The sequence below is a fragment of the Natrinema sp. LJW11 genome, from assembly GCF_056135975.1.
This window is the reverse complement of record NZ_JBWBDM010000006.1, coordinates 55,128-77,499: the sequence shown is the minus strand read 5'-3', so window position 1 is coordinate 77,499 and position 22,372 is coordinate 55,128. Positions and strand designations below refer to the sequence as shown.

The window sequence follows — 22,372 nt, the reverse complement described above, 5'->3', positions numbered from 1 at the left end:
TGGATGTGAGCTCCGCGGTCCAGCCTGGATGTGAGTTTTTTACCCGGACATCCTTCCGGTTTGGATCACTCCTATGAAAATATACGGATTTTCGCCCGCCTGTGGCTAGTTCACGCGACCGTCGCTCGACCGTGTCTCGAGCACGACGATCGCCTGGCGCTGCCGACCGAGCGGGACGGAGCGATCGATTCGGTGAGCCGACGCGGCCGGTTCGACCGAACCGGCTCCGTCCTCCCGTCTAGCGTCTCGCCTCGTGCGATTTCCCGAACGGGTCGCGGCGAATTGTGACACCGACTGACATTCGGCAGTACACCACACCGAACGCGCCCCAGCGGGCATTCCAAACGGTTTATGGCCGTCGGTTGATTACGCCGGGACATGGCGAAACAGCAGACCGAAGTTCGCGAACTCCAGGAAGGGAGCTACGTCATGATCGACGACGCGCCGTGTAAGATCAACGCCTACTCGACGGCGAAGCCGGGCAAACACGGCAGCGCCAAGGCCCGCGTCGAGGCCGAGGGCGTCTTCGACGGGAAGAAACGGTCGCTCTCTCAGCCGGTCGACGCGAAGATCTGGGTTCCGATCATCGAGCGCAAACAGGGCCAGGTCGTCTCCGTCGACGGCAACGACATGCAGGTCATGGACCTCGAGACCTACGAGACCATCACGATGCGCATCCCCGAGGACAAAGACGTCTCCCCCGACGAGGACATCGAGTACCTCGAGATGGAAGACAACCGAAAGATCGTCTGATGTTTCCCGGGGCGACCGACGAACGCGAGGCGACCGACACGGCGGATCGATCCGATCGTGACGGTGAGACCGACGCGCGAGGCCGAACGGCCGACCGTGGCGGCGCGAACTTCGCGGTCGTCGGTGCGCCCCTGGACGCAACGACGACCTTTCAGCCGGGGACCCGATTCGGGCCCCAGCGGATCCGATCTTTTGCGGAACCGTTCGACGATTACGACCACCGGACGGACCGTCGCTTTTCGGAGCTCGGCGTCGTCGACCGGGGGAACGTCCGCGCGTGGAACGACGTCGAAGCCTACCTCGAGTATCTCACGAGCAGCCTGCGGGAGGCCGTCTGGAACGACGCGGTTCCCCTGCTGTTAGGGGGCGAACACACCGTCTCGCTCGCCGGTGCCCGCGCGGTAGAACCCGAGGTGTTCGTCTGTCTCGACGCGCATCTCGATCTGTACGACGCCTACGACGGTAATCCGCTCTCGCACGCCGCCGTGACGCGGCGGATCCTCGAGGACGTCGACTCCGTCGAGGAAGTCATTCTACTGGGCGTCCGCACCGGCAGCGAATCCGAGTGGGACCGGGCGGCCGCGGACGACGTGACCGTCGTTCCGCCCGCGGACGTCAGTGACTGGTCGCCCGGCGACCGACTCGCGGACCGCACGGTCTACCTGAGCGTCGACATCGACGCCGCGGACCCCGGCTACGCGCCGGGAACCGGGACGATGGAGCCGTTCGGACTCGAGCCCCGCGAACTCCGCGAGGTCGTCCGAACCGTCGCCCCCCACGCCGGCGGCTTCGACGTGGTCGAGGTCAACGACCGCGATGACGGCCAGGCGGCCGCACTGGCCGCGAAACTGGTGCGGGAGTTCGTCTTCTCGTACGCCGACGGGTGAACCGGACTTCTCGTTCCTTCTCAACGGAGTGCGGTGGCGCGTGCTGAGCCGCAGTGAGCGGTGAGCGAACTGCGGTTCGAACGCACGCGAGGTCTTCGCGAACGTAGGGAGCGAGGGCTTGGAAGACGCAATGCGTCTTCCAGTGGATGAGTGAGTGACCGAAGGGAACGAGCGTTAGCGCGGGACCAACGGTCCCGCGAACCATACGAACGGGCCTTCGGCCCGTGAGTAGAAATCGGTTGGGGAGGGTGTGGTCCCCTAGTTGTCGCGATAGCAAAACGCCATTCTCAGAACCGCCCCTCTCTACGAGATGGATTCTAAGTCACCTCGAGCGAGAGCGCATGCTTTTCCTCTTCCAAACGAATCGCTCGGATATGATCGAGGCGACGCTGTGTTTCCCGCTCCGAAACGGCGGTGCCGAAACCGGTCCCGAGGTCTTGTTGATCGAGAAACGCCGCGGGTTGGGCGAGGGCTGGTACAACGGCCCCGGCGGGAAGTGCGAACCCGGCGAAGCCCCCCGCGAGTGTGCTATCCGCGAAACCCGCGAAGAAGTCGGCCTCGAGGTCACGGCCCTCGAGAAGGCGGGCGAACTCATCTTTCTCCTCGACGGCGAGGGCCACACCCGCTGCCACGTCTACCGCACGCGCTCGTTCGACGGCGAGCCGACCTCGTCCGAAGAAGCCTACCCGGAGTGGGTCTCCGTCGAAGATGTCCCCTACGATCAGATGTGGGACGACGACCACCTGTGGCTTCCCGGCGTGCTCGAGGGAAAAACGGTGATCGGCGAGTTCAGGTTCGAGGGCGGCGAACCGCTGGACGAGGCCGAATTCGTCGACCACGACCTCGAGTGGGACGTTTCGTTGTAATCGATAGTCGAGACGAGGACTCGATTGTTGAATTACGGCTTCAGCACGACCTTCCCCGAACTCTTCCGGTCCTCGATGTACTGATGCGCTTCCGCCGCGTCCTCGAGCGCGAACGATTCGCCGAGGATGATCTCGAGATCGCCGCTCGCGAGGCCCTCCGTCAGTTCGGGAACGGCCTTCATGACTCTCCCCGGATCGTGCACGGAGGCCTGCCCGAGGTGGAACCCCTTGACGGTCTTGTTCTCGAAGAGCAGCCGCTGATTGCTCACTTCGGCGGGGACGCCGCTGGCGACGCCGTAGGTGACCATCCGCCCGAAGTGGCTCATCGCGTCGAGGCTGCGCTCGAAGACGTCGTCGCCGACGCTCTCGAGGACGAGATCGACTCCCTCGCCGTCGGTTTCCGCCTCGACGACCTCTCGGAAGTCCGTCTCGGTGTAGTTGATCGGGTGGTCGCAGCCGAGGTCCGCGGCGAGCTCGAGCTTTTTGGCGGTGCTCGCGGTGCCGAAGACCTCCGCGCCGGCGTTCGACGCCAGCTGGACGGCCGCCGTTCCGACCCCGCCCGCGGCGGCCTGGATCAGCACTGACTCGCCTTCCTCGAGGCCGCCCCACTCGAAGAGACAGGCGTGGGCGGTGAGGAACTGAACGGGGAAGCCGGCGGCCTCCTCGAAGCTCATCGCCTCGGGGACCGGGAAGAGCGACTGGGCAGGGGCGGTGACGTACTCCGCGTAGCCGCCAGTGTCGACCATGCCGACGACGCGGTCGCCCTCGCTCAGTTCGTTGACGCCCTCGCCGACCGCGTCGACCGTCCCCGCTGCTTCCATACCTGGGACGTACGGCGGCTCGGGACCGCCCGGGTAGTGACCGCGGCGCTGCATGATGTCCGCGAAGTTGATTCCGGCCGCTTCGATCTCGATCCGAACCTCGCCGGCGTCCGGTTCGGGCGTCTCCGCATCGATGACCGATAGCTCGCTGCTGTCGCCGTACTCGGATACCTCGATGGCTTTCATGTCTCCCCCTCCGTGCGACAGCCGCATAAAGCTCCGAGAACCGGATAGAACTAATTCGAAGTTGTAAATTCACCCGTTTCACATCGGGTGACTCGAGGCCGTCTCATCGCAGCGTCGCGCTCGTATCGACGGACATTCTGACTCACAGAACCCGAATCGCTACAGCTGATCGATAATCTCGTCGGCGAACGTCGACAGCGCCGCCTCGCGGTCGTCGTTTCGGAGGCCGACGATCGCGTGATCGAGTCCCATCGCCTCGAGCCGGCCGAAATAGTCCCGAAACCACTCGATTCCGGCCCGGAATCCGAGGTGCAGGTGCTCCGGGTCGGCCGTCGGATCGTCGGTCAACTCGACCTGGACGGCGATGGCGAACGGCTTTGCCCCCGCGGCCTCGCGCCAGTCCGCGAGATAGTCCTCCAGCGTGCGCTCCGGGAGGTGGTAGAACAGCCAGCCGTCGCCGTGCTCGGCGATCCACTCCCGAGACTGACGCGAGTTTCCCGTCGGAAGCAGCGGAATCGTCTCCGCCGTCGGCTTCGGAACCACGTCGAGGTCCCCCTCGAGCGACCCCCACCGTCCCTCGAGTTCGGGGAACTCCTCGCGCCAGACCGCTCGGAGGGCCTCGACGGACTCGCGGAACAGTTCGCCGCGCTCCTCGCGGTCGACGCCGAAGGCGGGGTACTCGGGGTCGCGGTCGCCGGAGGCGACGCCCATCACGAGCCGCCCGTCCGAGAGTCGGTCGACGGTCGCCGCGGACTTCGCGACGTGGATCGGGTGGCGGAGCGTGAGGACGACGCTCGAGGTCCCGAGCGCGATATCGTCGGTGTGAGCCGCGACGTGCGAGAGCCACGGCCAGGTGTCGAACGTTTGGCCCGCGTCGCCGAACTTCGGCCAGTCGGTCGGTACGTCCCGAGCCCAAAGTCCGTCGAAGCCGACCGACTCGGCGTGTTTGGCGAGTTCGATTTCGGCCGCGATATCGGGTGTCGAGCGGTTCGCACCCGTCAGCGGAAAGCCGGCCCCGAAGCTCAGGCCGTCGTCGTCGAACAGTCGTCGGTAGCCAGCGTTTTCGTGTCCACGGGTCGGCATTCGGTCGAGCTATCGGCTCCGGTCGGATGTCGATACCGGTTCGCGAGCTCGGACGGAGCGCGTCTCGTCGCAGTCCTCACCGATCGACCCGATCGGGAATCAGATATCGACGGCGAACGGGGCGAACTCGTGTGCGGTACTCGCGAACGCGCCGAGCAGCGCCGCCACGGACTCGAGGTCGTCCGTCTCGATCACTTCGACGGGCGTGTGCATGTACCGGTTGGGGACGCTGACGACCTGCGACGGGATCCCGCCGGCCGCGGTGAAGAAGCCGTCGGCGTCCGTCCCAGTCCCGAGTCCCAGCGCCTCGAGTTGCACGTCGAGTTCCCGATCGTCGGCGACCGACCGCAGCGCCTCGAACAGCACCGGGTGGTTCGTGCTCCCGCGTCCGAGGGCCGGCCCGCCGCCGAGTTCCATCCCGCTCGTCTTGTCGCTCGGCGCCGAGGGGTAGTCGACCGCGTGACCGACGTCGACCACGACGACCGCGTCGGGCTCTAAGTCGAAGCCGACCATCTGCGCCCCCTTGACGCCGACCTCCTCCTGGACGGTCGAGACGGCGTAGACGGTCGCCTCGGTGCCGGCCTCGACCGCTTCGCGGAATCCCTCGGCGGCGGCCCACGTCCCGACGCGGTTGTCGATCCCGCGAGCCGCGAGACGGGTCTCCGAGAGCCAGGAGACCGTCGACGAGAACGTGATTGGATCGCCGATCTCGAGGCGTTCGCTCGCCTCCTCCTCGCTCTCGGCCCCGACGTCGATCCAGAGGTCCGAGACGTCGGGGCCGTCGTCGTCCTCCTCGCGGAGGTGGATCGCCGTCCGTCCGACGACGCCCTCGACGGGACCGTCCGCGGCGTGGACCGTCACGTGTTGACCCCGCGAGACCGACGGATCGCTGCCGCCGATGCGCCCCGGTCTGACGAATCCGTTCTCGTCGATCGATCTGACGATGAACCCGATCTCGTCGGCGTGACCGGTGAGAACCACCTCGGGCGCGTCGGGGTCACCCTCGTGGACGGCGATAGCGTTCCCGTAGGCGTCCGTCCGAACGTCGTCCGCAAACCGTTCGACGTAGTCGAGCCAGACGCGCTGTCCCCGCGTTTCGTAGCCCGACGGAGAGGGCGTCTCGAGCAGTTCGACGAGGAAATCGCGCGGCGAATCGTCCATATCCGAACTGGCGGAGCGACGAATAAATACTATCGGCTAGGGGCGAGCCGAGCGACGGCGAAAAAATCGCGACGCGAGTTCGGTCGCTAAGCGAGCCGATCAGTCGTCGGCGGGTGCGGCGCCGCTGCCGCCTTCGGCCTGGTCTTTCGTCCAGGCGAGCTTGCCACCGGCGGCGAGGATTGCGCGCTCGCGTTCGGAGGCGTCGAGCGTTGCGGTGTACTCCTCGTCGCCGACGCGGACCGTGAACTCTTCTTGTCCGCTGGTGACGGCCTCGTAGACGTCGTCGACGATCTCGATCTGGTCGCCCTGATCGATGTTCTCGTAGGTGTCCTCGTCGATCGTCAGCGGGATGATCCCGAAGTTGAAGAGGTTCGCGCGGTGGATGCGTGCGAAGCTCTGTGCGAGGACGCCCTCGATGCCGAGGTACATCGGACAGAGGGCGGCGTGCTCTCGAGAGGAGCCCTGCCCGTAGTTCTCGCCGGCGACGAGGAAGCCGCCGTCGGCGTCCAGTGCGCGCTGTGCGAAGGTGTCGTCGACGCGGCTCAGGGTAAACTCGCTCAGTTTGGGGACGTTCGACCGGTACATCAGGATATCCTGCGTCGCGGGAATGATGTGGTCGGTCGTGATGTTGTCCTCCATCTTCAGGAGCGCCTCGCCCTGAATGTCGGTGCCGAGCTGGTCCTTCAGCGGGACGTCGCCGATGTTGGGGCCCTTGATGAGCTCGTCGTCGACGGCCTCGTCGGGACTGATGAGGTCCGTTTTGGAGCCGTCGTACTCGTCGGGGAGCTCGACGCCGGGTGCCTCGAGGTCGCCGACTTCGTCCGCCAGGTTACGCGGATCGACGATTTCGCCCTTGAGGGAGGCCGCGGCGGCGACCTCCGGCGAACAGAGGTAGACGTTGTCGTCTTCGATCCCGGAGCGCCCCTCGAAGTTGCGGTTGAAGGTTCGCAGGGAGACGGAGTCCGAGGAGGGGACGTGACCGATGCCGATACAGGCACCGCACGTCGCCTCGGAGAAGTTGACGCCGGCGGCCATCATCTCCGCGACCCAGCCCTCGCGGGCGAGCATCTCGGAGGCCTGCTTGGAGCCGGGCGCGACGATCGTCTCGGTCTCCATCGAGGTTTCACGGCCCTCGAGCATCTTGGCGACGGGGAGGATGTCCTCGTAGCCACCGTTCGTACAGGAGCCGACGATGACCTGCTCGACGGACTCGCCTTCGACTTCGCTGACGGGAACGACCTTGTCCGGCATCGAGGGCTGAGCGATCAGCGGCTCGAGGTCGGAGAGGTCGACGACGATCTCGTCGTCGTAGTCGGCGTCGTCGTCGGGCTGGAGCTCGACGTACTCGTCGCCGCGGCCGACGCGCTCGAGGTAGTCCTCGGTCTGGTGGTCGGTCGGGAAGATCGACGTCGTCGCGCCGAGTTCCGTTCCCATGTTGGTGATGGTCATCCGCTCGGGTGCGGTCAGGGTCTCGACGCCCGGACCGGTGTACTCGAGGATCTTGCCGACGCCGCCCTTGACGGAGAGGCGGCGGAGCAGTTCCAAGATGACGTCCTTCGCGGTGGCCCACTCGGGAAGCTCGCCCTCGAGGCGAACGCTGACGATCTCGGGCATCTCGATGTAGTACGGTGCGCCGCCCATGGCGACGGTGACGTCGATCCCGCCGGAGCCGATGGCGAGTTCGCCGATTCCGCCGGGCGTCGGGGTGTGGCTGTCGGAACCGAGCAGCGTCTTGCCGGGCGCTGCGAAGTTCTCGCGGTGGACGTTGTGGCAGATACCGTTACCGGGTCGGGAGAAGTGAGCGCCGTATTTACCGGCCGCAGAACGCAGGAAACGGTGGTCGTCGGTGTTCTTAAAGTCGAACTGATATGTCTGGTGGTCGCAGTACTGCGCTGCGATCTCGGTCTGGACCTCGTCCAGCCCCATGGCTTCGAACTGGAGCCAGACCATGGTCCCGGTCGTGTCCTGGGTAAGTACCTGGTCGATCTCGATCCCGATCTCCTCGCCGGTCTCGAGTTCGCCCTCGACGAGGTGGTCGTCGAGAATCTTTTCGGTGAGAGTCTGTCCCATAGCACCCAGAACTCGGCTTTCCGTCCTGATAAATCCAGCGTGTTTCTGTGAGCGTCGACCGCCGTATGGGGGTCCGAAACGGAGGGTTTCGAGTAAGTATTGCCGATTGAGCCCTCGGCTCATCGGTCGAGACGCAGCCCCTCGTCGGCCACTCGCTACCGGGGCGTCAGCACCGTTTCGTCCCAAGAGCTTTCGTGTCGATTGGTACCGCCCCATCGAGCCGTCGCGAACGGATACGCTTTTGCCGTCGCCGCAGCGTTGAGCCAACAGACATGTTCCGTTCCGGTGCCTTCGTCGCCGACCACGTCTCGCCGACGACCGACGCGCAGATCCAGCCCAACGGCGTCGATCTCACCGCCGACGTCGTCTTCGAGCAGCTGGAACCGGGCCGCATCGGCCGGGACGGCAAACAGATCGGCGACCGCGTCGCCCGTCCGCTCGAGGAGATCGAGCAGAAGGATCCCGACACCTACTACCTGCCGGAGGGTTCCTACGTCGTCCGATACGGCGAGCGGATCGCGATTCCGGAGGGACACGTCGGCTTCGTCTATCCCCGCTCCTCGCTCATGCGCAACTCGTGTATGCTCAATACGGCGGTGTGGGACGCCGGCTACGAGGGACGGGGCGAGGGACTGTTGCAGGTCCACCACGACATCGAACTCGAGCGCGGCGCTCGAATCGCCCAGCTCGTCTTCGCCGAAGCCGATCACGAGGACGTCTACGACGGGAGTTATCAGGGCGAGAACCTCGAGTAGCCGGTCGCCGAAGCGGCCCCAACACGCGCCGGGTGCCGGTTCGCGTACCGTTTTGCCCCTCCTCTCCGTACGCCCCAGTGGTACCCCATGATGGCGACCACGCACGTGTTTGCCGGACTCGCGGTCGTCGCGCCGGTCGCGTACGTGGCCCCCGATTTCGCGGTCGCGCTGGCGGTCGGTGCGATCCTCGGCGGGCTCGCTCCCGATTTCGACCTCCTTCGTACGCATCGGCGGACGCTACACTTTCCCGTCGCCGGGCTCGCCGTCGCCGTCCCCGCGGTCGTCCTCGCCGCCGTCGCCCCCTCGACTCTCACGCTCGCGCTCGCCGCGTTCGTCGTCACGGCCTGGCTGCACGCCGCGAGCGATTCGATCGGCGGCGGTCCCGAGATGGACCCGTGGAACGATCGCATGGAGCGTGCGGTCTACGATCACGTTCGCGGGCGATGGATACGGCCGCGACGGTGGGTCCGCTACGACGGTGCCCCCGAAGACGCCGTTCTCGGCGTCGCGCTCGCGATCCCGGGGCTCGTCGCCTTCGACGGCTGGCTCACGGCCGTGATCGCCGGCGGCGTCGCCGTCTCGCTGATCTACGCGCTCCTTCGGCGACGACTGGTCGCGTGGACGCCCGACTGGCTCGAGTAGCGGGACGTAACGGCGAGGCGGACTGTCTCCCGGTCCGAAGTCGGAACCCTGATACGCCCGGTCCTCGAGCGGCCCCGTATGGTCGACGCGCTCGTCGCCAGAACGACTCACCTGGTCTTTGCTGCTCTCTGGGCCGGCAGCGTCTGCTTCGTCGCCGCCGTCGTCCTGCCGCTGGCACGCGACGGGGCGTTCAATACGACCCGTCCGCTCGAGGTCATTTCGGGAAAGCTCACGACCGTCTCGCGGGTGAGTTCGCTCGTCTTGTTCCTCTCGGGGAGTCACCTCGCGGGCACCGTCTATACGGCCGACACCCTCTTCGGGTCGACCAACGGGCGGCTGGTGCTCGCGATGGTCGCGCTCTGGCTACTCCTGACCGCCCTCGTCGAAATCGCGGCGAAGCGCTTCGAGGCCGGGCTCACCGGGAAGAAGATCCGCGAGCCGGCCCGCGAGGCGCTACCGGTGTTCCGGGCGGCCGCCGTCGTCGCCGTCGGACTCCTGGTCGTTGCCGGCCTGCTTTCGGCGAACGTCGGGCGGCTTTTGTGACTTGCGGCCCTGACGGGCGTTTTTCGACGTCGAACCTCTCGGAAACGAACATTCTTGCGAAAGATACTTAGTCAGTTACTGTAAGGTACTCGCTAATGATCAGGGGTAAAGACATGGCCATCTCGCTCCTCGCGGTGGGATCGGCTGCGGTGGCCGGCTACGTCCTCCGTTCCGAGCGAACAGGAACCTGCACGTCGCGATCGAAAGCGGATCTCGGTGCCCGTCTCGTCGGCCCGGCCGACGTTCCGGACGACGCGACGGTCGTCGACGCGTCCGCACGACGTCTCGGCGAGATTCCCGGCGCTCGGCGAGCGCTGGACCGCGCCGTCCGTAACGGCGCGCGCGACGAGTGGGAACACATCACGCTCGAGAGCGACGGCGCGTGGTCGGTCGTCGACCGCGTCCGCCAGTCGTTGCCCTACTACGATGCCGATACCGGCTCGTACAACGGCGTCTACGTGCGATACAACGATCGCATCGTCGTTTTGGATGCGATCGGCTGGGCCCGTCTCGAGGAACCGATTTAGTAACCGCAGTCGGCAGCCCCAGCTATTCCGGTCTCACCTGCCATAACATTAATCCCGGACGGGTCCCTCCATTGGTCCGACAGTGACTGGAACCGGTCAGCCCGTCGTCTACGTCGGCGACGAGCCACCGCTGCGGGAACTCGCGATCGAATTCGAGATCGTGACGGTGCGAGAACGGATCCGGGCGGTCGAGCGCGTCGAAACGGCCGCCGTTAGTTGCGTCGTCGTCGACGGGCGCGAGGGCGACCGCCTCGAGGCCGTCGCTGCGGTGCGCGAGGCAGCGCCGTCGGTCCCGATTCTCTACGTGACGGCAAGGCCCGACGGCACCGTCGCGGCCGCAGCGACGCGCGCGGGAGCGACGGAGTACTTCGCCGGCGCGACCGACGAGACGCTCGCCGACCGCGTCGCTGCCCTCTCGGTCGACGGCACCGACGCGCACCGAGCGGCGACCGGTTCGATCCGAGCTAGTCCCGGCGCTCGAGCCCCCCTCGCAGAGCGAGACGGTAGTGGAGAGACGGTCACCGAGGGAAACTACCGCGCGGACGTCGTGACCCAGTTGCTCGAGACGACGCGAGCCCTGTTCTCCTGTGAGTTGCGCGAGGACGTCGCGGACGTCGTCGTCGACGCCGGCGAACGGGTGCTCGGGTTCGACGTCGTCTCCGTTCGACTCCACGAGTGTGACGACGATGATCTGGTCCTCACCGCGGCCTCCGATGCGGTCGGTGACCTCTTCAGCGAGCGAAAACGCGTCGGCGTGTCCGAGAGCAAGATGGGTGACTCGTTCCATCGATCCGAACCGGTCATCTTCGAGGACCTGCAGCACAGTTCGCAGTACGATTACGGCCCGCTTCGGGGCGCGATGATCATTCCGATCGCCGACCACGGCCTCCTCAACGTCGGTTCGCCGGTCAGCGGCGCGTTCGACGACCACCACGTCCAACTCGCACAGCTACTGACGGCCAGCGCGGCGGCCGCGCTCGAACGAGCCGACCGCCGCGAGGATCTCCTCCGTCACGAACGGGTCCTCGAAACCGTCGAGGGGATGGTGTACGCGACCGACGGCGACGGCCGGCTGACGCTCGTGACCGATCCGCTGGCCGAGCGGCTGGGGTACGATCGCGACGACCTCCTCGGCGAACACGTCTCGCTCATCTTCGACGAGCGGGCCTACGACCGTGCGGTCGGACACGTCGAGGAGTTACTCGCGGACCCCCAGCGAGACAGCGGTCCCCTTGAGGCGACCTACGCGACCGCGGACGGCGACCAGTTCCCGGTCGAGATCGAGTGTTCGCTGTTGCCCGGTGCCGACGGGAGCTTCCGCGGTACCGTCAGCGTCGTCAGAGACATCACCCACCGAAAGGAGCGCGAACAGTATCTGCAGGTGCTCAACCGCGTCCTCCGCCACAACCTGCGCAACGATCTCACCGTCGTCATCGGCTACGCCGAACTGCTCTCCGAGCGGCTCGACGACGATGACCTCGTGGCCGCCGCCGACAGGCTCCGCGAGACCGCGACCGGCCTCGCCCGGACCAGCGAGAAGACGCGGACCATCCAGCACGCACTCGATCGGGACGACGATCTCGAGGCGATCGATGTCGCCGAAATCGTCGACGGTGCCGTCGACGCGTTCGACACCGCTGACGTCACGCTCTCCGTCTCGACGGTTGGCTCCTGCCGTGCGTGGGCCGATCCCGGGCTACGAGCCGTCGTCGACAACCTCCTCGAGAACGCTGCCCACCACACGGGATCGGAGCCGACCGTCGAGGTGTCGGTCACGCGCGACGGCGAGACGGTCCGCCTCTCGGTCGCCGACGACGGCCCCGGCATCCCGCCGGCGGAGATCGACGTCGTCACCGGCGAGACCGACATCACGCAGCTGACCCACAGCAGCGGCCTCGGCCTCTGGTTGGTCCGCTGGATGATCGACAGCTACGGCGGCAGCGTCTCGTTCGCACGGTCGGCCATCGGCGGCAGCCGCGTCGAAATCACGCTCGAGGCCGCGCCGGTCGAGTCGTCGGACGCGATGCGATCCGGCGGGCAGTCGAGTTCCTGACGCGAATTCGCGGCGGGGCGGGTCCACCCGACCGCACCGAACCGCAGTCACTCCCCCAGCGGCCGCCACCGAATCGCAACCGCAATCACTCCCCCAGCGGCCACCACCGAATCGCAACCACTACCACACCGGCCGGCCGACCCATATCCATGCAACTGGGCCTGATCGGACTCGGACGGATGGGACAGATCGTCGTCGAGCGCACTACCGCGGCGGACCACGAGGTCGTCGCCTTCGACCTCGACGAGGACGCAGTCGCGACGGCGGCCGACGCCGGTGCCGACCCCGCCGACTCGATCGCGGACTTCGTCGACCGGCTCGACGACGAGAAACGCATCTGGCTGATGGTCCCAGCCGGCGACGCGGTCGACGTCACCCTCGAGGAACTCGAGCCCCACCTGGACGGCGACGATATCGTCGTCGACGGCGGCAACTCAAACTTCGAGGACTCCGTCCGCCGCGCCGAGGCTTGCCCCGCGGCGTATCTCGACTGCGGCACGTCCGGCGGCCCCGCCGGTGCCGAACTCGGCTTCTCGCTGATGGTCGGCGGTCCCCGGTGGGCCTACGACGAACTCGAGTCCGTCTTCGACGCCGTCGCGACCGGCCCCGACGGCCACGAACGGATGGGCCCCGCCGGCTCGGGCCACTACGTCAAGATGGTCCACAACGGCGTCGAGTACGCCCTGATGCAGACCTACGGCGAGGGGTTCGAACTGCTCCACGAGGGGCGGTACGATCTGGACCTCGAGAACGTCGCGTCGGTCTGGAACAACGGCGCGGTCATCCGCTCGTGGCTGCTCGAACTCTGCGAGGAGGCCTTCCGCGAGGAGGGAAGCGATCTGGGTACCGTCGCCGATCGCGTCGAAGGCGGGTCGACCGGCACCTGGACCGTCCAGGAGGCCCTCGAACAGGAGGTTCCCCTGCCGCTGATCTACACCGCGCTGGCCGAACGGTTCGGTTCGCGGGCCGACGACGGCCGGTTCTCGCGGCGACTGGCGAATCGACTCCGGTACGGCTTCGGCCGGCACGAGGTCCCGAGACGAAACTAACCGTGCGTTGACACCGAATCCCGGAGATGCGAACACTCGATTCCGGACCGTTCGTGACAGCTATTCGACCGACTGCGTCGAACCGTTCTTTTATCCGGAACTGGCGTGCGGAAATATTGGGGCATCTTCTTTACTCCGCGACCCGGATGGCGGTTATGAACACGACTCAGTCGCAATCCGCATCAGCGGAGACGTCCGTCAGCATGACCGTCATCGACCTCGTCGCCCGGGCGGACGGCGCCGATCCGCTCGAAACCGAGCCGCTGTACCACGCGATCGATCCGGACCTCCTCGACTCGCTTCCCGACGCTGACGGCTTTTCACGCCTCGAGTTCTCCTATCAGGGGTATACCGTCTCCGTCACGGACGGCGACGACGGCGTCGAGGTTTCGCTCGCCGAAACGGGCGTTTCGGCAGACGGGTCGGGCGAGGACCTCGTCGACACCGAATTTTCGACGTAGTCTCGACGCTGACGGGGCGACCGTGTCGGAACGGGGGATCGTCGTATTTTCGCTGCGGCTCCGTTCTCTCGAGGGCGCATCGCTCGGCGGCTGCGCTTTTCGTCTCGAGCCAGGGTAGCGAGTCCGAACGCAACCCAATGGCCGCTCGCTCGAGCGTTCACGAGCGGTGCCGTTACTCCGAGCAGTGATGTCTGTCTCGACGGGCGCTTCGAACGCCGCTCGAGTCCCTCGTTCGGTCGGACCCAACGTGATTTGGGGATAGACGTATCATCTGTACCACGGTATACAGAAGTACGGCAGGGCGACGCGCGACATTGAAAGTCACTTAATTTCGCGTGCTGTGTCCCCTGCCAGCATACCACTTCTCACGCAGCGCCGATCCGTCCCCGAGGCATCCCGAAAGACGTCCGACGGTCGATAGCGCCGCTCGACGACCAGCATAGTCCGGCCTTCAATACACGCTGATCGAGCGACAGCGATGCGATCAGCGCGATAATCGCCCGATCACTGGGTTACCGATCGGATCGTGAGCCGGGCTCGGGTGCCGTCGAACTCGAGCCCGGCGGCTCGCAGTAGTCACTCTTATCAACGCCTTGTCCGATTGAACTTACATGGAGAGGCGGGCGGTACTCTACGGGAGCGGTGCGATATTCATACCGGCACTCGCCGGCTGCTCGAGCGACGAGACCGACGCCGATTCCGACGGTAACGGCGACGGTGACGAACCGGAAACGGTCGTCGACGAAACGATCGTCACCGCGTCGAACTACAGCGTCGACGCCGACGCGGGAGACGTGATCACCGTCGACGTCACCGGGTACGAAGAGGGAGCCAGTATCCGCGTGGTCAACGTGGACGGGGCCGTCGAATCGATCTATCGCGAAACCGTCGAGGCCGACGCGTCGTTCGACGTCGCGATCGAGGACGCCGGAACGTACGAAATTCGAGCGGATCCACGGGGAGAGGCGAAGATCCGGGCCCGAATCATTCGCTCATAGGCAGCTACCGATACCGCCGGCCGCCGACTGTGTCGACCCCGATCGCCGAGCGAGTACGGCGATGGGATTCCGTACCCGGCCTCGAGAACCCCGGATCTCAGTCGTCTTCGGTCTCGCGCTGGCGCTCACGCTCGCGCTCGAGCGCCTCCGGCTCCGGGCCGCGATAGGCAGTCGTCAGCGAGCCGCCGGGAGCGGCGATCGAGAGGCCGCTGGAATCGCCGTCGGGTCGATACGGAATCGCCATCTCCGGACCGAACAACAGGAGGCCGACGCGGCTCGCTTCCGCTCTGATTTCTCGGATGTGTCGTGTCGCTTCGAGACGTGCGTCTCGATCCGCGGTCTCGAGGTCGGCGTGAAACTCGCCCGTCTGGATATCCGCGAGCAACGAGCGCGTGAGTCGATCGAGCGACTCGAGTCGCTCGCGAACGGTGTCGTCGGCCGCCTCGCCGTCGGAACGGAGTTCCGGAGCGGGGCGCTTCGTTTCACTCGGCTTACCGCCATTGTGACGGCCTCGAGCATTCGGTGTCGATACGTCTAATCGGTCGGGGCTTTCAAGGCCCCGTGAATTGTCGTCGGACATGGCTTCCGTAGCACTGATACGGGAGCTACTGCGGCTCGGTGTCTGCGCACCGGACCGCTTTTCGAAGTACCCGGACCGACAGGGCCTCCGTCGCTTCCGTCCGAGTGCCATTTCGTGATCGATCCACTTAGGATCTTTGCATATGCGAATTTTAAAAAATCCATATGCGTATACGAGAGTGCATAAAAACCTATATGCGAGTATTTTCGCTTGCATGAGCGGGTTCTATTGCCGTGTAGAACACGGGCCTCGGTATGCGGGAACGCGCTGACTGGATGGTTCCGACTGACGACGCTGTTCTGGAGTATACCCGAGATGCAGGCGAAGTTCCGCCAGCGGTTATCGGTCGGAATATCGATTCCCATCCGAACTACACCGGACAGCGCTGTCGCATCCTCGCCGACCACGGACTACTCGATCGCGAAAGCGATGGGTATTATTCGCTTACCAAACTGGGTGCTCGGTATCTCGACGAAGATCTCGAGCCGGGCGAATTGGATGACGATTCGGGGTAGGAGAGGACATGCGTCCGAGGTTAGCCGACTGGATGACGCCGGTCGATCGAGACATCCTCGAGGTACTCCACAACGCTGGCGGTCCTCACGAACTCGTTCTGTCACCGCGATTATCGCGGAAAACATCGACTGGAGTCGGCAAACCGTTCGAGACCACGTAATGACGTTCCGTGACCGGGGTCTCGTCGAGTACTACGACGAAACCGGCGGCATCTACCAACTCTCCGATCGCGGCCGTTCGCATCTCGAGGGGGATCTCGATGCCGCCGATCTCGAATCCGAGAGTGACTAACAGTAAGTAGTAATATAATTCCTTTATTCAGCTCGCAGCATGAAACTGAAACATTCGATTTGGTAAGTACGCATGCGTACTAGCCGGCAGAGGTTTTGCTCGGTAACGGACAATCGTGCTAAGTCGGCTGCCCGTGTGGATATTCAAGAATCGTAACACGGTTCAATAGTGATGGACTGTTGACCGGTATGGATCGAACGGAACTGTTCCTCGCTTTGCTTGTGTTCCTTTTAGCGGCGCTTGTATACGAGACAGGAGATGGATATACACCAGATTTTATCGCGATTCCAGTCCTAGTGATAGTATTCATATTCCCACTTTATGTGGTTGGTGCCATCATCAGTGAGAATATCATCGATAAGTGAAAAATACCCATTTTTACTGGCAACTACACGTGCTTATTCAGCGGTGGACGGTACGAGCATCCGCGAGCGAAGCGAGCGGTTCACCGCCGGAGCGGGGTGAAACCCCGCGACGGCGGCTTTTTGGCATCAACGGATTTTGCCGGGGTTCGACCAAGTGAACAAAGCGAACGAGGGAGGACCCCGGTAAAAGAGGTTGCTCTACTTGCCGCGAATTGCACGGGTATTGCTACATGAAACCGCGGAGAGTCCTGCCCCGCTGAAGCGAGCCGCTTCACATCCAACAGTGGTGTGTCTGCGGTCGGATCGCCAGCGCTACGCGTCCTCGTCGGGTTCGTACTCCGCGTAGATGCGGTCCATCCGAGCGGCCATCACGAAATCGGTCTTGTGGAGCCCGTCGATCTTGTGGGTCCACATCTCGATCGTTACCTCGCCCCACTCGAGTTGGATATCCGGATGATGCCACTCCTCCTCTGCCAACTCGCCCACCTCGTACGTGAACTCGAGGGCGTCCCGGAAGTCCGCGAACGCGTACGTTCCCTCGAGATGGTGGTCGTCGACGACACCCCACACGTCGTCGCGAATCTCCGCTACGTAGTCGGCGTACTCGTCGGATTCGAGGGGTTCGTCGTCGCTCGTACAAGCTTCGCACGCCTGGTCGGCCAGTGCTGGTTCGGACATGGACGATACTACGACCGCGAACGACGTGAAGATTCGGACGAGAAGCCGCGTCGTCTCGAGGAGCCGAAGGCGAACCGAATCAGACGGGTTCGCGAAGCGCCCAGACGTCCTCAAGCGGCTCGAGCCGGTGGGGTTCCGCTCCTCGCTCGGAGAGGATCCCGGTGTGGTACAGCATCGCCTTCAGCTGGAACACGGTCGGGGAGTGATAGACGGAGCCCTCCTCGAGCGCGGAGCGCCGGAGCTCGCCGTCCTCGGTCAGCACCCGGCTTCGAACGCCGTCGTCGCTCCGAATGAACAGTTCGACGGTGAACGACGGGTGGAGCTCGTGCAGATAGGTGACCGCGTCCACCAGCGACGGCGCCGCGATCCCGTCCTCGTGCATGGTCTGTAACTCCGCGACCAGCAGTTCGGTCGCGGGATAGGCGAAGAGCACCCGCCGGGCCAGCCGGCCCCACGCGGGCGCGAGATCGACGAACCGCTTCCGGGATCGGTACCAGTCCTCGAACTCCGCGAGCGCCGCCTCCGCGGAGCCACAGCGGGCCGTGGCGAATCGGACGACTTCCTCGCCGAGCGACGTCAGTTCGACGCCCTCGACCCCGACGCCGTCCTCGATCAGCCCCAGAAACGCGGCTCCCTGTCTGGCGCTTTTCACGGCGCTGACGACCTCGTACTCCGACAACAGCGCCGCGGTGTCTCCCGCCGCGTAGTGGGCCAGCGGATAGCTGAGATAGTTCTTCGGGTGGTTCAGCCCGAACGAGGCGTCCGCGACCCCCTGCGCGCTCGCCTGGAATCGCAGCGCCGTCGCCTCGGTCGTCGTCCGATTGCCGACGACGCGGGGCACCTCGAGCGCGTCGACCGTCCCCGCGGAATCGACGCCGAGAACGCCGACGTTCAGCTCCCGCGCGAGCGTTCGATCGGTCTCGGAGATCGCGCCCGCCGGCGCGGCGAGGTAGGCCGCGTTCGCCTCGTGGAGCCGATCGTACGCCTGGACGATCCCGCGTTGCGTGTCGACGCCGCCGCTCGTCTCCCCCTTCGCTTCGACGACGATCAGCGGCGGCTCGTCGCCGAGGCGCTCGACGGCCAGCAGGTCGGACTCGAGGGTTCGAACCCCGACGAGATCGGGGTAGCCGCCGCCGATCCGGACGTGGTTGAACGGTGCCAGAGCGTCGCGAATTGCCGGCTCAACGGGCCGGCCGGGCAGCCACTCTTCCCGCGAGAACTGGGTGTCGGCCACCGCGTAGGCGGTCGACTCCGCCTCGGCCGGAAAGAGCCGCCGCTTCGCGTGGGCCAGCACCTGCGGTTCCGAGAGCGACCGGGCCGCGCTACTCATGGCTCCCCATTGGCCAGCGCTCCCAATACTGTTCTGGTAACGGGTCGACCGAACGGGGTCACTCCTCCTCGACGGCGAACGCGCCCGGCTCGAGTTCACCCGTAATTCCGGCGACGACGGCTCCCGTTCCGAGCAGGGCGAGGACGACCCCTCCTACCCACGGGCCGGACCCGTAGTCGGCGAGCGCGACGAGCCAGCACGCGCCGACGAGGACGAGGCCGCCGGCGACGATCAGCCGAACGAACCGCTCCATGGGTGTCGCTTCGCCGTCCCGGTCCAAGTATCCCGCTGCTCGAGGGTTCCCACCGCCGGCCGCCGCTCGCACTCGAGCCAAGCGTTTGTACCTCGAGCCCGTTCGTCCGGATATGACCGAGGCGACGTTAGTCTACGACGACGACTGCGGCTTCTGTACGTGGTGGGCCGACTACTTCGACGAGCGAACGGACCTCCAAATCGTCGGCTTCAGCGACCTCACCGACGAGTTACGTGCGAGACTCCCCGACGAGTACGAGGACTGCTCGCATCTGGTGACCGACGACGCGGTGTACTCCTGTGGCGCGTCACTCGAGGAGGCGCTCACCCGAACCGACGTCGGCGGCCCCGTCGACGACGTCGTCGCGTTCCTCCGGCAGTTCGAGGACTACGAGCGCTTGCGCGAGCGCGGCTACCGCTGGGTCGCGGACAACCGCGACCGCTGGGGGCGATACCTCTCGAAGACGCCGCCGGCGCGTCGGGGATCCGACGACGGCTGAACTGCGGCGCCAATACGGGCCGCCGAATCACCCCGATCGCCGCCGGCGTCCCCGCAACTCCTCGAGCGAGACCGGCCGGACGTACGTCCCGACGCGCTCGCGGTCCCACCACCGGCCGCTCTCGGCGCGCTCCTCGGGCGTGGTGTACCGGTAGCGGTATCGGACCGCGCGGACGTGAGCCGGTGGCTCCCCCTCGAACGGGTCCTCGGCGAGCAGCGCGAGCGTCTCCGCGTCGGCCTCGAGGAGCTTCGCGAGGAATCGCGGGAACCACGGACTCCGGCGCGGGGTCGGCGACATGGCGGCGAACCATAGCTGCCAGTCGAGCCGGAGGTGGTAGGGCGCGATCTGTGGCGGCCACCGCTCGGGATCCGTCGGCTTCCCTTTGAACCGATAGGACCGCCACTCCGTCTCCGGCGTGAGTTCCTCGTCGGTGGTCCCCTCGACGACGACCTCGTAGCGCTCTCGTGTTATCGAGCCGAACGCGCCGTAGGTGTTGACGAGATTCAGCGGATCGAACGACGTGTTCATGAGCTGGCTCTCCGAGAGCATGTTTCGCACCGGCTGGACGCTCAGGACGATCACGACCACGGCCAGGATGACCGCGAGGACCTCGAGGTAGAGCGGCGTCGGCGCGGTCGCGGGCGCGGAGAGCGGGAGCGCGGCCGCGAGCACGCCGTCGCTGAACGTCGGAATCGCCAGCACGATCGTGAGCGCGTTCAGCCAAGCGAAGTTGCCGGTGACCAGCAGCCACCCCTGAAAGCCGATCGTCGCCAGCCCGGCCAGCGCTGACAGGGGTTGGGGCGCGAAGTAGCAGAACGGCACCAGCAACTCGAGGACGTGGTTTCCGAACGTCTCCGCGCGGTGAAATCGACCCGGGAGGTGGTGGGCGAACCAGCTCACGGGGTTCGGGATCGGCTGCGTTTCGTAGTGGTAGTCCATCGCGGTCAGATCCCGCCAGCAGTCGTCGCCGCGGAGCTTGATCAGCCCGGCACCGAACATGTTTCGAAACAGCACCCACTGCAGGAGCACGAGTACGACGAACGGCGGTGCGACCGATCCCGCCCCCAGAAAGATCGCGAGAAAACCGGTCTCGCAGAGCATCGACTCCCAGCCGTAGCCGTAGAAGGTCTGGCCCGCGTTCACGAAGGAGAGATAGAGCGCCCACAGCGCGGCCCACAGGATCATCGAGACCGGCGTCGCGAATCCCGCGGGGAGCCAGTACGGCACTCCCACGAGCGTGAGCGCCGAGAGCACCACGCCGGTCCATGCCGCAATACCGATCGCGCGGTCGCTCGGCACGACGTAGAAGAGGCTCGGCCGGTCCCAGAACGAGACGCCGTCGACGTACCGCTCGAGGGGCAACAGCCCGTCCTCGCCCGCTAGCGGTCGAAACTGGGAGGCCGCCACGAAGAAGGCGAGCAGGTACAGCAGGGCGAGGCCCCGCTGGAAGAGGAACCGGACGAGCCAGTAGCCGTCGCCCTGCCACATAGTCGGCCGTCACTCCGCGGACGGCCAAAGGAGTGACGCGTCTGAGCGCGCGGTCTGCTCCCGGGATTCGATTTTGCTGGGATTCACCGATCGATCGCGTCGCCGGACTGCTTTTGCATACGAGGAAAAGGGTTGCATATCATGCAAAGCCGAGTCCGAGCGCAATTTCGATCCGAGAGATAGCCCGATCGGAGACGTGAGCGACTACTCGTACCGATACCGCAACACGCCGCCGGCGACCGCCGCGACGAGCCCGCCGGTCGCGAGGATTCCCAGCCCCGGCGCGTACGAGCCGGTGAGGTCGTACAGCGTCCCGATCAGTACCGGGCCGAGGAAGCCGCCGATCTCGCCGACGGCGAAGATGAAGCCCACGGCCGTCCCGGTCAGCCGCGCGCCGATCCCCTCGAGTTCCGGCGGAATGGCCCTGATGAGCGGCGAGAGACCGCCGAAGCCGAAGCCGGTGACGAGGACGCTTCCGAGGAGCACGAGTCCGAGATCGCTCGAGAGCACGCCAGAAATCCCGAGGCTGGCGACGAGTCCACAGGCCATCAGGGCGGTGCGGCGAGCGCCCAGTCGGTCGGCCGCCGCGGGGACGGTCAGCACGCCGACGACGTTGGCGGCGACGAGCAGACTCGTCGTCCGTCCCGCTCGATCCGGCGAGTAGCCCCGCGCCTCGAGTAGCGTCGGGAGCCACCCCTGCATCCCGTGGGCGATCAGCAGGTACATCGTCCCGATGACGACCACGAGCTGTAGTTCGCGGTGGGTGAGCACGAGCGCGAGATCCCGTCGAACGGCGGCGAGCGAGAGCGACGAGTCCGCCGCGTCGGCGTCGTTGGCCGCGCGGTTTCGGGCGTCGATCCCCCATCGGCGAGCGACGACGAACCACAGGAGGCCGTATCCGATCGCGACGACCCCGCTCCAGAAGAACAGCTCGCGCCAGCCGCCCAGCAGCGGGCTCAGGATCGGCCGCCCGACGGCGAACGCGCCGGCCGTTCCCGCCGACGCGCCGACGAGGTAGATCGAGGACGGGACGCCGGTCTCGTCGGGCGGAAACAGCACGGAGACGAGTTTCGGCATCCCGAACGTGATGGCCGTCGCGCCGACGCCGATCAGCAGCGTCGCCGCGAGCAGCGACGGAAACCCGGCCGCGAAACTGCGACCGACCTGGGCGACGCCGTAGATCAGGACGCCCGCCGCGAGGCTCCGACCCGGCCCGACGCGGTCGACGAGTATCCCCATGAACAGCGCGATCGGGATGTAGGTCAACGGAACCGCACCCGCGACGACGCCGGCCTGCGTCCCCGAGAGCCCGAGGTCGTCGATGATCGTCGTGAGGGACGCCGGCAGCGAGAACCAGATAAACATCAGGCAGGTGTAGCCGAGCGTCCCGACGACGACGGCACCGTACGCGCGACGCCGACTCATCCGATCGTCCATCTGGACGTGGATGGGACGCGACGGCCCGAGTAAGTTGGCCTCGCGGAACGACTCCCCGCGGTCCGCGGCCGCAGTTCTTT

24 protein-coding genes are annotated in these 22,372 nt (G+C 65.9%); 14 read left to right on the top strand and 10 right to left on the bottom strand.

Annotated features, from left to right (window positions below; translation table 11 throughout):
• Positions 1-378 precede the first annotated feature (378 nt).
• The 3 genes from AC0QDI_RS16420 to AC0QDI_RS16410 all read left to right on the top strand — a co-directional run bounded on the left by AC0QDI_RS16420 (position 379) and on the right by AC0QDI_RS16410 (position 2,506).
• On the top strand, positions 379-753 hold the full coding sequence (locus AC0QDI_RS16420; RefSeq protein WP_098725471.1) for a translation initiation factor IF-5A: 375 nt from the start codon (positions 379-381) through the stop codon (positions 751-753).
• Positions 753-1,640, top strand: coding sequence for an agmatinase (speB, locus tag AC0QDI_RS16415; RefSeq protein ID WP_474670057.1), 888 nt, complete (start codon positions 753-755; stop codon positions 1,638-1,640). The genes AC0QDI_RS16420 and speB overlap by 1 nt, the downstream gene beginning before the upstream one ends.
• A gap of 374 nt (positions 1,641-2,014) precedes the next feature.
• Positions 2,015-2,506, top strand: a complete 492-nt coding sequence (locus AC0QDI_RS16410) for an 8-oxo-dGTP diphosphatase (protein ID WP_474670056.1) — start codon at positions 2,015-2,017, stop codon at positions 2,504-2,506.
• 32 nt (positions 2,507-2,538) lie between these two features.
• Here AC0QDI_RS16410 and AC0QDI_RS16405 read toward each other — a convergent pair whose 3' ends face one another.
• The 4 genes from AC0QDI_RS16405 to AC0QDI_RS16390 all read right to left on the bottom strand — a co-directional run bounded on the left by AC0QDI_RS16405 (position 2,539) and on the right by AC0QDI_RS16390 (position 7,827).
• Complete coding sequence (locus tag AC0QDI_RS16405) at positions 2,539-3,513, bottom strand: quinone oxidoreductase family protein (protein WP_474670054.1); 975 nt, start codon at positions 3,511-3,513, stop codon at positions 2,539-2,541.
• 159 nt (positions 3,514-3,672) lie between these two features.
• A complete protein-coding gene (locus AC0QDI_RS16400) occupies positions 3,673-4,596 on the bottom strand; it encodes an LLM class oxidoreductase (RefSeq protein ID WP_474670052.1) in 924 nt (307 codons plus the stop codon).
• A 99-nt stretch (positions 4,597-4,695) separates the two neighbouring features.
• Entirely contained in the window at positions 4,696-5,757 is a 1,062-nt protein-coding gene (locus AC0QDI_RS16395; RefSeq protein WP_474670050.1) for a zinc-binding metallopeptidase family protein, read from the bottom strand.
• A 99-nt stretch (positions 5,758-5,856) separates the two neighbouring features.
• Complete coding sequence (locus AC0QDI_RS16390; RefSeq protein WP_474670048.1) at positions 5,857-7,827, bottom strand: aconitate hydratase; 1,971 nt, start codon at positions 7,825-7,827, stop codon at positions 5,857-5,859.
• A gap of 272 nt (positions 7,828-8,099) precedes the next feature.
• Between AC0QDI_RS16390 and AC0QDI_RS16385 the strand changes: the two genes are divergently transcribed.
• From AC0QDI_RS16385 to AC0QDI_RS16350, 8 genes are all read left to right on the top strand, one after another.
• Positions 8,100-8,582: a deoxyuridine 5'-triphosphate nucleotidohydrolase gene (locus AC0QDI_RS16385; protein ID WP_474670046.1), complete on the top strand. Its 483-nt coding sequence runs from the start codon at positions 8,100-8,102 to the stop codon at positions 8,580-8,582.
• A gap of 87 nt (positions 8,583-8,669) precedes the next feature.
• Positions 8,670-9,224 carry a metal-dependent hydrolase gene (locus AC0QDI_RS16380; RefSeq protein WP_474670044.1) on the top strand — a complete coding sequence of 185 codons (555 nt, stop codon included), beginning with the start codon at positions 8,670-8,672 and terminating at the stop codon, positions 9,222-9,224.
• Positions 9,225-9,302: 78 nt separating this feature from the next.
• Positions 9,303-9,767: a copper resistance protein CopD gene (locus tag AC0QDI_RS16375; protein WP_474670042.1), complete on the top strand. Its 465-nt coding sequence runs from the start codon at positions 9,303-9,305 to the stop codon at positions 9,765-9,767.
• Between the two features lie 95 nt (positions 9,768-9,862).
• On the top strand, positions 9,863-10,294 hold the full coding sequence (locus AC0QDI_RS16370) for a hypothetical protein (protein WP_474670040.1): 432 nt from the start codon (positions 9,863-9,865) through the stop codon (positions 10,292-10,294).
• An 82-nt stretch (positions 10,295-10,376) separates the two neighbouring features.
• Positions 10,377-12,347: an ATP-binding protein gene (locus AC0QDI_RS16365; protein ID WP_474670038.1), complete on the top strand. Its 1,971-nt coding sequence runs from the start codon at positions 10,377-10,379 to the stop codon at positions 12,345-12,347.
• Positions 12,348-12,496: 149 nt separating this feature from the next.
• Positions 12,497-13,396, top strand: coding sequence for a phosphogluconate dehydrogenase (NAD(+)-dependent, decarboxylating) (gnd, locus tag AC0QDI_RS16360; protein WP_474670036.1), 900 nt, complete (start codon positions 12,497-12,499; stop codon positions 13,394-13,396).
• A gap of 155 nt (positions 13,397-13,551) precedes the next feature.
• The gene (locus AC0QDI_RS16355) at positions 13,552-13,857 is read left to right on the top strand and encodes a HalOD1 output domain-containing protein (protein WP_474670034.1); all 306 of its coding nucleotides are present in this window, start codon (positions 13,552-13,554) and stop codon (positions 13,855-13,857) included.
• 611 nt (positions 13,858-14,468) lie between these two features.
• A complete protein-coding gene (locus AC0QDI_RS16350; RefSeq protein WP_474670032.1) occupies positions 14,469-14,855 on the top strand; it encodes a hypothetical protein in 387 nt (128 codons plus the stop codon).
• Between the two features lie 97 nt (positions 14,856-14,952).
• Here AC0QDI_RS16350 and AC0QDI_RS16345 read toward each other — a convergent pair whose 3' ends face one another.
• Positions 14,953-15,435 carry a hypothetical protein gene (locus AC0QDI_RS16345; RefSeq protein WP_474670030.1) on the bottom strand — a complete coding sequence of 161 codons (483 nt, stop codon included), beginning with the start codon at positions 15,433-15,435 and terminating at the stop codon, positions 14,953-14,955.
• A 675-nt stretch (positions 15,436-16,110) separates the two neighbouring features.
• Here AC0QDI_RS16345 and AC0QDI_RS16340 point away from each other — a divergent pair.
• Positions 16,111-16,242, top strand: coding sequence for a hypothetical protein (locus AC0QDI_RS16340; protein ID WP_474670028.1), 132 nt, complete (start codon positions 16,111-16,113; stop codon positions 16,240-16,242).
• A 188-nt stretch (positions 16,243-16,430) separates the two neighbouring features.
• Positions 16,431-16,607 carry a hypothetical protein gene (locus tag AC0QDI_RS16335; RefSeq protein WP_474670026.1) on the top strand — a complete coding sequence of 59 codons (177 nt, stop codon included), beginning with the start codon at positions 16,431-16,433 and terminating at the stop codon, positions 16,605-16,607.
• 312 nt (positions 16,608-16,919) lie between these two features.
• Here the strand turns inward: AC0QDI_RS16335 and AC0QDI_RS16330 are convergent, their stop codons facing one another.
• The 3 genes from AC0QDI_RS16330 to AC0QDI_RS16320 form a co-directional block, all read right to left on the bottom strand.
• The gene (locus AC0QDI_RS16330) at positions 16,920-17,285 is read right to left on the bottom strand and encodes a 4a-hydroxytetrahydrobiopterin dehydratase (RefSeq protein ID WP_474670024.1); all 366 of its coding nucleotides are present in this window, start codon (positions 17,283-17,285) and stop codon (positions 16,920-16,922) included.
• A 79-nt stretch (positions 17,286-17,364) separates the two neighbouring features.
• A complete protein-coding gene (locus AC0QDI_RS16325) occupies positions 17,365-18,615 on the bottom strand; it encodes a hypothetical protein (protein WP_474670022.1) in 1,251 nt (416 codons plus the stop codon).
• A 58-nt stretch (positions 18,616-18,673) separates the two neighbouring features.
• Positions 18,674-18,949, bottom strand: coding sequence for a hypothetical protein (locus tag AC0QDI_RS16320; protein WP_474670020.1), 276 nt, complete (start codon positions 18,947-18,949; stop codon positions 18,674-18,676).
• Positions 18,950-18,980: 31 nt separating this feature from the next.
• Between AC0QDI_RS16320 and AC0QDI_RS16315 the strand changes: the two genes are divergently transcribed.
• Positions 18,981-19,367 (top strand): thiol-disulfide oxidoreductase DCC family protein, encoded by a 387-nt coding sequence (locus tag AC0QDI_RS16315; RefSeq protein ID WP_474670018.1) that lies wholly within the window; start codon positions 18,981-18,983, stop codon positions 19,365-19,367.
• 27 nt (positions 19,368-19,394) lie between these two features.
• On the opposite strand, the gene AC0QDI_RS16310 is transcribed toward AC0QDI_RS16315, so the two are convergent.
• Positions 19,395-20,855 (bottom strand): lipase maturation factor family protein, encoded by a 1,461-nt coding sequence (locus tag AC0QDI_RS16310; protein WP_474670016.1) that lies wholly within the window; start codon positions 20,853-20,855, stop codon positions 19,395-19,397.
• A 204-nt stretch (positions 20,856-21,059) separates the two neighbouring features.
• The gene (locus AC0QDI_RS16305) at positions 21,060-22,292 is read right to left on the bottom strand and encodes an MFS transporter (protein ID WP_474670014.1); all 1,233 of its coding nucleotides are present in this window, start codon (positions 22,290-22,292) and stop codon (positions 21,060-21,062) included.
• Positions 22,293-22,372: the final 80 nt, after the last annotated feature.

Coding starts and splice junctions, on each gene's coding strand:
- AC0QDI_RS16305 (WP_474670014.1), bottom strand. CDS start 22,292: ATGGACGATCGGATGAGTCGGCGTCGCGCGTACGGTGCCGTCGTCGTC.
- AC0QDI_RS16345 (WP_474670030.1), bottom strand. CDS start 15,435: ATGTCCGACGACAATTCACGGGGCCTTGAAAGCCCCGACCGATTAGAC.
- AC0QDI_RS16385 (WP_474670046.1), top strand. CDS start 8,100: ATGTTCCGTTCCGGTGCCTTCGTCGCCGACCACGTCTCGCCGACGACC.
- AC0QDI_RS16355 (WP_474670034.1), top strand. CDS start 13,552: ATGAACACGACTCAGTCGCAATCCGCATCAGCGGAGACGTCCGTCAGC.
- AC0QDI_RS16405 (WP_474670054.1), bottom strand. CDS start 3,513: ATGAAAGCCATCGAGGTATCCGAGTACGGCGACAGCAGCGAGCTATCG.
- speB (WP_474670057.1), top strand. CDS start 753: ATGTTTCCCGGGGCGACCGACGAACGCGAGGCGACCGACACGGCGGAT.
- AC0QDI_RS16390 (WP_474670048.1), bottom strand. CDS start 7,827: ATGGGACAGACTCTCACCGAAAAGATTCTCGACGACCACCTCGTCGAG.
- AC0QDI_RS16350 (WP_474670032.1), top strand. CDS start 14,469: ATGGAGAGGCGGGCGGTACTCTACGGGAGCGGTGCGATATTCATACCG.
- AC0QDI_RS16340 (WP_474670028.1), top strand. CDS start 16,111: ATGACGTTCCGTGACCGGGGTCTCGTCGAGTACTACGACGAAACCGGC.
- AC0QDI_RS16410 (WP_474670056.1), top strand. CDS start 2,015: ATGATCGAGGCGACGCTGTGTTTCCCGCTCCGAAACGGCGGTGCCGAA.
- AC0QDI_RS16310 (WP_474670016.1), bottom strand. CDS start 20,855: ATGTGGCAGGGCGACGGCTACTGGCTCGTCCGGTTCCTCTTCCAGCGG.
- AC0QDI_RS16380 (WP_474670044.1), top strand. CDS start 8,670: ATGATGGCGACCACGCACGTGTTTGCCGGACTCGCGGTCGTCGCGCCG.
- AC0QDI_RS16315 (WP_474670018.1), top strand. CDS start 18,981: ATGACCGAGGCGACGTTAGTCTACGACGACGACTGCGGCTTCTGTACG.
- AC0QDI_RS16370 (WP_474670040.1), top strand. CDS start 9,863: ATGATCAGGGGTAAAGACATGGCCATCTCGCTCCTCGCGGTGGGATCG.
- AC0QDI_RS16420 (WP_098725471.1), top strand. CDS start 379: ATGGCGAAACAGCAGACCGAAGTTCGCGAACTCCAGGAAGGGAGCTAC.
- AC0QDI_RS16375 (WP_474670042.1), top strand. CDS start 9,303: ATGGTCGACGCGCTCGTCGCCAGAACGACTCACCTGGTCTTTGCTGCT.
- AC0QDI_RS16395 (WP_474670050.1), bottom strand. CDS start 5,757: ATGGACGATTCGCCGCGCGATTTCCTCGTCGAACTGCTCGAGACGCCC.
- AC0QDI_RS16400 (WP_474670052.1), bottom strand. CDS start 4,596: ATGCCGACCCGTGGACACGAAAACGCTGGCTACCGACGACTGTTCGAC.
- AC0QDI_RS16330 (WP_474670024.1), bottom strand. CDS start 17,285: ATGTCCGAACCAGCACTGGCCGACCAGGCGTGCGAAGCTTGTACGAGC.
- AC0QDI_RS16335 (WP_474670026.1), top strand. CDS start 16,431: ATGGATCGAACGGAACTGTTCCTCGCTTTGCTTGTGTTCCTTTTAGCG.
- AC0QDI_RS16325 (WP_474670022.1), bottom strand. CDS start 18,615: ATGAGTAGCGCGGCCCGGTCGCTCTCGGAACCGCAGGTGCTGGCCCAC.
- gnd (WP_474670036.1), top strand. CDS start 12,497: ATGCAACTGGGCCTGATCGGACTCGGACGGATGGGACAGATCGTCGTC.